The sequence below is a fragment of the Kitasatospora sp. NPDC059812 genome, from assembly GCF_042732075.1.
Taxonomy (GTDB): Bacteria; Actinomycetota; Actinomycetes; order Streptomycetales; family Streptomycetaceae; genus Kitasatospora.
The window spans coordinates 48,899-58,427 of the sequence record NZ_JBHWIO010000039.1; the positions used below are offsets into that span (position 1 = coordinate 48,899).

Annotated in this window: 10 protein-coding genes; 3 read left to right on the plus strand and 7 right to left on the minus strand. The window is 74.3% G+C overall.

Features of this window, described 5'->3' with window-relative positions:
* Positions 1-162: 162 nt before the first annotated feature.
* The 3 genes from ACFV6D_RS20645 to ACFV6D_RS20655 form a co-directional block, all read right to left on the minus strand.
* Positions 163-1,005: an undecaprenyl-diphosphate phosphatase gene (locus tag ACFV6D_RS20645; protein ID WP_063351584.1), complete on the minus strand. Its 843-nt coding sequence runs from the start codon at positions 1,003-1,005 to the stop codon at positions 163-165.
* Between the two features lie 274 nt (positions 1,006-1,279).
* Positions 1,280-1,993 (minus strand): class I SAM-dependent methyltransferase, encoded by a 714-nt coding sequence (locus ACFV6D_RS20650; protein ID WP_380560663.1) that lies wholly within the window; start codon positions 1,991-1,993, stop codon positions 1,280-1,282.
* 103 nt (positions 1,994-2,096) lie between these two features.
* Positions 2,097-2,633 carry a PadR family transcriptional regulator gene (locus ACFV6D_RS20655; RefSeq protein WP_063350175.1) on the minus strand — a complete coding sequence of 179 codons (537 nt, stop codon included), beginning with the start codon at positions 2,631-2,633 and terminating at the stop codon, positions 2,097-2,099.
* A gap of 115 nt (positions 2,634-2,748) precedes the next feature.
* On the opposite strand from ACFV6D_RS20655, the gene ACFV6D_RS20660 reads away from it, so the two are divergent.
* The 3 genes from ACFV6D_RS20660 (at position 2,749) to rox (ending at position 6,097) form a co-directional block, all read left to right on the plus strand.
* A complete protein-coding gene (locus ACFV6D_RS20660; RefSeq protein ID WP_380560670.1) occupies positions 2,749-3,513 on the plus strand; it encodes an alpha/beta fold hydrolase in 765 nt (254 codons plus the stop codon).
* A 28-nt stretch (positions 3,514-3,541) separates the two neighbouring features.
* Complete coding sequence (locus ACFV6D_RS20665; RefSeq protein ID WP_380560664.1) at positions 3,542-4,468, plus strand: aminoglycoside phosphotransferase family protein; 927 nt, start codon at positions 3,542-3,544, stop codon at positions 4,466-4,468.
* 204 nt (positions 4,469-4,672) lie between these two features.
* A complete protein-coding gene (gene rox, locus ACFV6D_RS20670) occupies positions 4,673-6,097 on the plus strand; it encodes a rifampin monooxygenase (protein WP_380560665.1) in 1,425 nt (474 codons plus the stop codon).
* A gap of 71 nt (positions 6,098-6,168) precedes the next feature.
* Here rox and ACFV6D_RS20675 read toward each other — a convergent pair whose 3' ends face one another.
* The 4 genes from ACFV6D_RS20675 to ACFV6D_RS20690 all read right to left on the minus strand — a co-directional run bounded on the left by ACFV6D_RS20675 (position 6,169) and on the right by ACFV6D_RS20690 (position 9,218).
* Complete coding sequence (locus tag ACFV6D_RS20675; protein WP_363377279.1) at positions 6,169-7,032, minus strand: biotin-dependent carboxyltransferase family protein; 864 nt, start codon at positions 7,030-7,032, stop codon at positions 6,169-6,171.
* A 109-nt stretch (positions 7,033-7,141) separates the two neighbouring features.
* Positions 7,142-7,768 (minus strand): 5-oxoprolinase subunit PxpB, encoded by a 627-nt coding sequence (pxpB, locus tag ACFV6D_RS20680; RefSeq protein WP_380338323.1) that lies wholly within the window; start codon positions 7,766-7,768, stop codon positions 7,142-7,144.
* Positions 7,765-8,541 carry a LamB/YcsF family protein gene (locus ACFV6D_RS20685; RefSeq protein ID WP_244293516.1) on the minus strand — a complete coding sequence of 259 codons (777 nt, stop codon included), beginning with the start codon at positions 8,539-8,541 and terminating at the stop codon, positions 7,765-7,767. The genes pxpB and ACFV6D_RS20685 overlap by 4 nt, the downstream gene beginning before the upstream one ends.
* A gap of 140 nt (positions 8,542-8,681) precedes the next feature.
* Complete coding sequence (locus ACFV6D_RS20690) at positions 8,682-9,218, minus strand: hypothetical protein (protein ID WP_063350180.1); 537 nt, start codon at positions 9,216-9,218, stop codon at positions 8,682-8,684.
* Between the last annotated feature and the right edge of the window lie 311 nt (positions 9,219-9,529).

Sequence of the window (9,529 nt, forward strand, 5' to 3'; positions counted from 1 at the left end):
GGCGCGAGGCCCCGGGCCGCGTGTTGTGGGGGCTTCGCGGCCCCGTGGGCGGGCCCCCCCCCGCCGACACAGACCCCCCCCCCGCCGCCCCCCCCCCCGGGGCGCCCCCCCCCCACTGCTGTTCCGGGGCCCTGCTGTTCCGGGTCCTGGTGGAACGAGGTTCTACTTCACGACGCCCGCGTCCGGGGCCAGCACACCACCGGCCACCAGTCCGATGATCAGGACGCCGAGCAGCACCCGGTAGACCACGAACGGCAGGAAGCTGTGGTGCGAGATGTACTTGAGGAACCAGGCGATCGCCGCGTAGCCGACCGCGAAGGCGATCGCGGTGGCCAGGATGGTCGGCCCCCAGGCCGGTGCCGGGCCCTCGCCGATCTTGAACAGCTCCAGCGCCCCCGAGGCGAGCACCGCCGGGATCGCCAGCAGGAAGGAGTAGCGGGCCGCCGCCTCCCGGCTGTAGCCGAGCAGCAGGCCCGCGCTGATCGTGCCGCCGGAGCGGGACACCCCCGGGATCAGTGCGAGCGCCTGGGCGAGGCCGTAGACACCCGCGTGCGGCAGGGTGAGGTCGGTGATCGGCCGGGCGTGCCGGACCGCGCGGGTGCGGTCGGCGAAGGCCAGTAGCAGGCCGAAGACGATCAACGTGGTGCCGATGATCCGCAGATCGCGCAGGTGGGTCTCGATGGTGTCCTGGAACAGCTTGCCGAGGATGCCGATCGGCAGCGTGCCGATGATCACGAACCAGCCCATCCGGGCGTCCGGGTCCGAGCGCAGCGCCGGGCGGAACAGCGACAGCGTCCAGGTCCGCACGATCGAGACGATGTCCCGGCGGAAGTAGATCAGCACCGCGGTCTCGGTGCCGAGCTGGGTCACGGCGGTGAAGGCCGCCCCCGGGTCGTCCCAGCCCAGCAGGGCGGAGAAGACCCGCAGGTGGGCACTGGAGGAGACGGGCAGGAACTCGGTGAGCCCCTGGATCAGACCGAGAACGGCCCCGTGGAACCAGTCGATCACCAGACACCCACCGGGGGTATCTGTGAGTCGTCGTACATGTGCGGTCCTCGCAGGTCGGAGCGGGCGTGCGGGCAGGCGGGCAGGCCGCGACCCGCACGGCCATCGGGCCGCGCACGGGCGGGCGCGCGGCTGATGGTACGGGGTGAAGATGACTATTCTTTGTTCACCCTTTGACCCGGCTTTGCCCGTCGGCCCTTCCGTGACCCGCTGACTCCTCCGCCTGCCCTTCTGCCTGCCCTTCTGCCTGCCCTTCCGCCTGGCCTTCCGCCGCTCAGCCGGCGGGCCGGACGCGGACCCAGGTGCGGTCCTTGGTCAGGTAGCTCTCGACCGTCAGACCGGCGTCCGCCAGCGCCCGGTCGAACGCGGCGGTGGTGAGCGGCCGGGAACGGAAGGTGTGCGTCCAACGGCCGTCCGGGAACTCGTACTCGGCGTGGACGGAGTTCACGCCGTCCCCGACCGGCGTCGAGGAGACGATGCGCGACACGCCGTCGGTGCCGAGCCTGCCCTCGCGCGGCACGTTGAGGTGCCAGTCCTCGCCCTCCCGCTGCATCAGCACGCAGCCGTCCGCGGCGACGTGGCGGCGGCAGGTCTCCAGCAGGCCTTGGCGGACCGCCTCGTCGCCCGCGTGGATCAGGAAGGAGGCGAGCAGGACGACGTCGAAGCGCTCGCCGAGGTCCAGTCGCTCGATCGGGCTGCGCACGGTGCGGATGCCCGCGTGCACCCTGGCCAGCATCTCGGGAGACTCGTCCACCGCCGTCACGGTGAAGCCGCGATCGGTCAGCGGGTGCGTCATCCGGCCGACGCCGCAGCCCAGTTCGAGGATGGTGGCGCCGGCCGGCACCGCGGCCTCGATCACGTCCGGGGCGTCGCCGACGGGGAGCCGGGCCCAGAGCTCGACGGCGCAGCCGTCCGGGGTGATCGCGCCCGGGCCCGTTCCGTCGTGCCCCTCGCGTCGTACGTTGCCGGTGTGCGTGTCGTTGGCCATGGGCGTCATCGGAACACGGGCAGGGCGGGGAGGGAAGGTGCCGCAGCGGGTTTTCGGTCAGTCCGTCAGTCCGTCAGTCCGGAAGCCTGTCGGCCCGTCACCGTCAGCCTGTCGGTACGTCCTCCAGTTCGGCCAGGGTGGCGTGCAGCCAGGCGAGTTCGGCCTCGCTGGTGGCGCGGGCGATCAGCAGCAGGCCGCGGCGGAACGGGTCGGCGAACTCCTCGGCGCCGACCGGGCGGTCGCCGTCGTAGAAGAAGCTCGCCGGCTCGGAGAGGAAGGCCAGGCGGCGGCGGAGCACGGCGGCCTGTGCGGCGGGGTCGTCGAGGTGGCGCAGGAAGGCGAGCAGGGCGAACCAGCGGTTCTCGTCGCTGATGTCCAACGGCTCGGGCTCGCGCAGCTGGTCGAGCAGTGCGGTGCGGCCGGCCTCGGTGAGGTGGAGGGTGTGCCGGGGTGCGGCGGCGCTGCCGGGCTCGGTCTCGCGGACCAGCAGGCCGTCGGCCTCCAGGCGCTTGATCGCCGGGTAGAGCGTGCCGTCGCTGATCGGGCGGACGTGCCCGGTGAGTGCGGCGAGGTGGCGGCGCAGCTGGTAGCCGTGCAGCGGGCGGTCGTAGAGGAATCCGAGGATCGCGAGCTTCAGCATGGGGCCACTCTCGCAGATTCGTCCCTCGGAGCTTCGGTATATCGGTTCCGCTATACCTCGATGGCGATATATGGTCTGGGCGTTCCCAGCCCCCGATGGAGGAGGAGTCCCCGTGCTGCGCCACGCCCCCGTCACCCCGAACGGCGACCGGATCCGATGGGTCGAGCTGCCCGGAGCCGAGCCCGCCCGGCTCTACCTGCACGGCCTCGGCGCCAGCTCGCCTGCCTACTTCGCGGCCGCTGCCGCCCACCCGGGGCTCACCGGGCGCCGCTCGCTGCTGCTCGACCTGCTCGGCTTCGGCCTCAGCGACCGGCCCGCCGACTTCGGATACACCCTGGAGGAGCACGCCGACGCCGTCGCCGCGGCGCTGGCGGAGGCCGGGCTCGCCGGAGTCGAGGTGATCGGCCACAGCATGGGAGGCGCGATCGCCGTCGTCCTCGCCCACCGGCATCCGGAGTCGGTCTCCCGGCTCGTCCTGGTCGACGCCAACCTGGACCCGGTCACCCCCGGCCGCCGGCCCGGCAGCAGCGGCATCGCGAGCTTCACCGAGGAGGAGTTCCTGGCCGGCGGCCGGGACGAGGTCGCCGCGTGGGTCGGCCCGTCCTGGTGGTCCACGATGCGCCTCGCCGGGCCCGAGGCGCTGTACCGCAGCGCCGTCCACCTGGCCCGGGCGACGGTGCCGACGATGCGCGAACTGCTGCTCGGCCTCGACCTCCCGCGTGCCTTCCTGTACCCGGAGGCGGGCGGCGAGCCGCGCGGCGCCGGCCAACTCCGGGATGCGGGCGTACGGTTGGCGGCCGTCCCGGACTGCGGGCACAACATCATGCTCGACAACCTCGACGGCTTCGTTTCGGCGGCCGGCCTCGAACCTCGACCGTAGGCTGGGGAGTCGGAGAGGAGCCCATCTGATGCCTGTTGACGTCCCGCCCGCGCTGGCCGCGTCCCTGGAGAATTCCCTCGGCCCCGAAGGTCGCGCCTGGGCGGCCCGACTCCCCGCGCTGGCAGGCGAGTTGCTCGAACGCTGGGATCTGCGCCCGGACGGCCCGCCCGCGCACGGCGTCGTCGCCCTGGTGCTGCCGGTGCGGCGGGCCGACGGCACGCCCGCGGCGCTCAAGCTCCAGCCGGTGGACGAGGAGACGGAGGGCGAGCCGGCAGCCCTTCGAGCCTGGGACGGGCGAGGGGCCGTACGACTCCTCGGCCACGAACCGGCCTCGGGCTCGATGCTGCTGGAACGTCTCGACCCGGGGCGTTCACTGCTGGATGTCGCGCACGACCGGGAGGCGATGCACGTCCTCGCGGGCCTGCTAAGGGAATTGACCGGACGTCAGATCGAAGCCCCGGACCTGCGACGGCTGGCGGACCTCGCCGACGGTCTGCTCGCGCGGGCCCCGGCCGCCGCCGCAGCCCTCGTCGACCCGGCCGAGCGGCGCTTGCTCACCGACTGCGCCGCGGCCCTGCGCGAGGTCTGCACCGAGCCCGGCGACCGGCTGCTGCACTGGGACCTGCACTACGGCAACGTCCTCGCCCCGCCCGAGGGCGGCGGCCGCGCCCCCTGGCTCGCCATCGACCCCAAACCGCTCGTCGGGCACCCCGGCTTCGAACTCCTCCCGGCGCTGCGCAACCGCTGGGCCGACGTACTGGCCACCGGCGACGTCGCCCGGGCGCTGCGGTGGCGGTTCGACGTCCTGGTGGAGGCACTGGAACTGGACCGCGAGGCGGCGGTCGGCTGGACGCTCGCCCGGGTGCTGCAGAACGCCGTATGGGCGGTGGAGGACGGGGAGTCGGCGCTCGACCCGGCGCAGCGGGTGGTGGCGGAGCTGCTGTCGGGGCGTTGAGCGGAGCGCGCGCAGCGGGCGGAAAACAGCGGGCGGCAAACCGCGAGCGGAAACAACGAGCGGAAACAGCGAAGGCAAGGAGGTCACCGACTCTCCTTGCCACTCTCAAGGTATAGCGGACTGGGGGGCTTGCGGCAAGGCCCCGGTCGTGCCGCAGAATGACCGGCCGAAGCCGGGATCTGCGGGCATACCTGGGGGTTTGTGATGATTGACGTGATCGTGGTCGGTGCCGGGCCGACCGGGCTGATGCTGGCCGGCGAGTTGCGGTTGCACGGCGTGCAGGTACTCGTGCTGGAGAAGGAGGCGGAGCGGCCCCTGCCGGCCCGGGCGCGCGGTCTGCACGCGCGCAGTCTTGAGGTGATGGACCAGCGCGGGCTGCTGGAGCGGTTCCTCCCGCTCGGCCGGAAGTTCGCGGTCGGCGGCTTCTTCGCCGGCATCGGCAAGGAGTGGCCGGAGCGGCTGGACACCACCCAGGCGTACGTCCTGTCCATCCCGCAGGCGGTCACCGAGCGGCTGCTGACCGAGCACGCGACCGAACTCGGCGCCGAGCTCCGGCGCGGCTGCGAACTGGTGGGGCTGAGCCAGGACGAGGACGGGGTGAGTGTCGAACTGGCCGACGGCACGCGGCTGCGCTCGCGCTACCTCGTCGGCTGCGACGGAGGCCGCAGTGCGGTGCGCAAGCTGCTCGGCGTCGGCTTCCCCGGCGAGCCCTCCAGGGTGGAGACGCTGCTGGGCGACATGGAGCTGGCGGAGGAGCCGGAGACGATCGCCGCCGTCATCGCGGAGGTCCGCAAGACCCAGCTGCGGTTCGGCGCCATCCCCGAGGGGGACGGGGTGTACCGCGTCGTGGTGCCCGCCGAGGGGGTGGCCGAGGATCGTACGGCTGCTCCGACCTTCGAGGAGTTCAAGCGCCAGCTGCGGGCCGTCGCGGGCACGGACTTCGGGGCGCACTCGCCGCGCTGGCTCTCGCGCTTCGGTGACGCCACCCGGCTGGCCGAGCGCTACCGGGTCGGCCGGGTGCTGCTGGCCGGCGACGCGGCGCACATCCACCCGCCGACCGGCGGGCAGGGGCTCAACCTCGGCGTCCAGGACGCTTTCAACCTGGGCTGGAAGCTGGCCGCCGAGGTCGACGGCTGGGCGCCGGAGGGGCTGCTGGACAGCTACCACGCCGAACGGCACCCGGTGGCCGCCGACGTGCTGGACAACACCCGCGCCCAGATCCAGTTGATGTCCCTGGAGCCCGGCGCCCAGGCGGTGCGCCGCCTGCTGGCGGAGCTGATGGACTTCGAGGAGGTGAACCGGCACCTGATCGAGAAGATCATCGCGATCGGGGTCCGCTACGACCTCGGCGAAGGGCATGAACTGCTCGGCCGCCGGCTGCGCGACGTGCAGCTGAAGCGCGGCCGTCTCTACGGGCTGATGCACGGCGGCCGCGGGCTGCTGCTCGACCAGACCGGCGGGCTCTCGGTGGCGGGCTGGGCGGACCGGGTCGACCATGTCGTCGACGTCAGCGACGAGTTGGACGTGCCCGCGGTGCTGCTGCGCCCGGACGGCCACGTGGCCTGGGTCGGCGAGGACCAGCAGGGCCTGCGCGGTCACCTGTCCAGGTGGTTCGGCGCCCCCGCCTGAATGCACCGCCGCGGCTGGCTTCGGTGGTGCAGGAACCGCGATCGCGCCGGGAGGCGTGCTGTCGCGGCCGCTCAGCGCTCCCGCAGCAGTACGAAGCGCACCGGCGTGCCCGGGCGTGCCTGGGCGGCCGCCGCGAGGTCGGCGGCGGGGACGACGCCGATCACCGGGTAGCCGCCGGTGGTCGGGTGGTCGGCCAGGAAGACCACCGGCCGCCCGTCCGGCGGGATCTGCACCGCGCCCAACACCATGCCCTCACTGGGTAGTTCACCCGCCCGGGCGCGGGTGACCGGCGGGCCCTCGGTGCGCAGCCCGATCCGGTTGCCGGCCGGGGAGACCAGGTACCCGTCGCGGGCCAGCCGGGTCAGCGCCGCAGGCTCGAACCAGTCCGCGCGCGGGCCGAGCCGCAGCCGCAGCACCAGTTCGGCCGGGGGAGCGGGCAGCGGCACCAGGTCGGGCCGGGGGCGGTCGGGCGGAGGCGGGCCGACCGGCAGCCGGTCGCCGGCGGCGAGCGGGGCCGGTCCGAGGCCGGAGAGCAGGTCCGTCGAGCGGCTGCCCAGGACCGGCGGGACGGCGATCGCGCCCGCGACCGCCAGGTAGCCGCGCACCCCGGCGGTCGCCGCCCCCACCTCCAGCACCGCCCCGGCCGGCACCGCGACCGGCGCACCCCACGCGGCCGCCCGCCCGTCCACCCGGACGGGCGAGGGTGCGCCGGTGACGGCCACGACCACCGGCCCGAGGGCGCGCAGGGCGACCCCGCCGAGCGTGGTCTCCAGCCCGGCGGCGCCCGGCTCGTTGCCGACCAGCCGGTTCGCCGCCCGCAGCGCGGGCTCGTCCAGCGCCCCGGCCCTGGGCACCCCGAGGTGGGCGACGCCGCGCCGTCCGAGGTCCTGGACGGTGGTCAACGGTCCGGGCCGCACCACCAGCAAACCGCTCAACGCCCCCACCCCGTCCGCCTCCACCCCGTCCGCCGCCGCCCCGCCCCCGGCCGCCCCGTCCGCCGTCGTCCGGGGCCCGCGCGCCGCCCGCCGTCGGCCCGCACCCCCGCTACGCCCGTTCCGCCGTGAACCGCACCCGCACCCCGGGCGCCAGCAGCGCCGCCGGCTCGCGCCCGGTGTCCCAGAGCGCGAGCCCGGTGCGCCCGATCAGCTGCCAGCCGCCGGGGGAGGAGCCCGGGTAGACGCCGGTGTACGGGCCGGCCAGGGCGACCGAGCCGACCGGGACGCTGCTGCGCGGGGTGGCTCGGCGCGGGACCTCGTACCGGAGCGGCAGCCCGGTCAGGTAGCCGAAGCCGGGCGCGAACCCGCAGAAGGCGACCACGTACTCGGGCCCGGTGTGGATCCGTACGGCAGCCTCCTCGGACACCCCCCACAGTGCGGCGACCTCGGCGAGGTCGGCGCCGTCGTACACCGTCGGCACCTCCACCAGCGGCCCGGTCGCCGCCGCGGCCGCCGACGGACGGGCCGTGCGCAGCAGGGCCGCCAGTGCGTCGACGTCCGCGACGCCGTCCAGCAGCACCGTGCGCGCGGCCGGCACGATCTCCTCGACCGCGCCGAGCGCCCGGCTCTCCTGCCGCTCGCGCAGCCATCCGTACAGCGCGGCGACCTGCGCCGTGTCGTCGAGTTCGACCAGCAGCGCCCGCTCGCCGACGCGCCGGACGGCGGCGGGCGTCATGTGAACGCCTCCACCCGGACCCCGGCGGAGGCGAGGGCTCCGCGGATCCGCCAGGCGAGCTGGGCGGCGCCGGGGGTGTCGCCGTGGACGCACAGGGAGCGGGCCTCGACGGCGATCCGTTCGCCGCCGACGGCCTCCACCGAGGCGTCCCGGGCGATGCCGACGGCTCGGGTGATCACCGATTCGGGGTCGTGCACCACGGCGTCCGGGTCGCGGCGCGGGACGAGGGTGCCGGCCCAGGTGTACGCGCGGTCGGCGAAGGCCTCGGCGACGACCGCCAGGCCGACGCCCTCGGCGACGGCGAGCAGCCGGGAGCCGGGCAGTCCGAGCACCGGCAGCGGTCCGTCGCAGACCGCCCCGGCCCGCAGCACGCCGGCCACCACGGCCTCGGCCTGTTCGGAGTCGGTGACCACGCGGTTGTAGAGGGCGCCGTGCGGTTTGACGTAGGAGACCCGGGAGCCGGCCGCGCGGGCGAAGACCTGGAGGGCGCCGATCTGGTAGGCGATCTCGTCGGCGAGCTCCTCCGGGGGGACGTCCATGGCCCGGCGGCCGAAGCCGGCCAGGTCGCGGTAGGAGACCTGGGCGCCGATCCGGACGCCGCGTTCGGCGGCCAGCGCGCAGACCCGGCGCATCGTCGACGGATCTCCCGCGTGGAAGCCGCAGGCGACGTTGGCACTGGTCACCACGGACAGCAGGGCCTCGTCGTCGGTCAGCGTCCAGCGTCCGAACCCCTCACCGAGGTCCGCATTGAGATCGATCACCGCATCGGCCACGCCCGTCCGCCTTCCAGCAGCTGTTGAGCCAGATGGTAGGGCCTGCGGATGAAGGTCGTTGCCCGTGACCCGGGCCCAGGGGGCCCACCGGCGTGCGACCCCTGGTCACACGCCCTGGGGCGGCGCTGGGGGGCTCCGACTCAGCTCGCGGCCACCGGCCCCTGGAAGGAACGTTCCAGCGGGCGCAGCGCCCGCAGCACGATCAGCAGCGGGACGACGCCGACGATTCCGAACGACATGTCGATGAATCGCCAGCCCAGGGGGATCCCCCGCAGCGGCCCGCAGACCAGGGCCAGGGGGATGACGGCGCCGCAGGCGAGCACCGCCCAGCGGATCACCCAGATGTTGCGGACCGGGTCCTTGATCGGGCCCCAGAAGGCGGCGGCGATCACCAGGTGGGCGAAGGCGAGCCAGTCGGTGCCGTAGGCCAGGAAGGGGTAGCGGTCATTGGTCTCCGCGACGCCGGTGCGGACGCGTTCGATCCAGTCCAGGGCGGCCGGGAAGCGGTCGGCCAGCGGCGCGGCCGGCCCGGTCGCGAGATCGGCCAGCCAGCGGGTCTCGGTCTCCAGCGGGAAGGCCGTCAGGCCGCTCAGCACCAGGCAGACCACGAAGATCCAGAGCCAGCGCCGGACTCTGCGCAGTACCGCCGCGGGATCGGTGCCCGGATTGGTGTCCATGGTGCGAACCTCCATGCCGAAGAGCAGGCGGGGCCTTGTCCCGTCTGTGCGGAACCGACTCTAGACCCTCGATTTGAACGCGTTCAACTAGCCCCTGACGTGCGGGCACGCCCCAGACGCCGGGCCGGTACGCACCCCCGGACGCCGTGCGGGCGCGCACCCCCGGACGCCGTGCGGGCGCGCACCCCCGGACGCCGGGCCGGCGCGCGCCCCCGGACACGCCGGGGTGAGGGGTGGGGGGGGGCCCACGGCCAGAGAGAACCCACCAGGAAGAGTAGTTGGTTGGGTTAGCGCTGTGTGTGAGTGTGTGA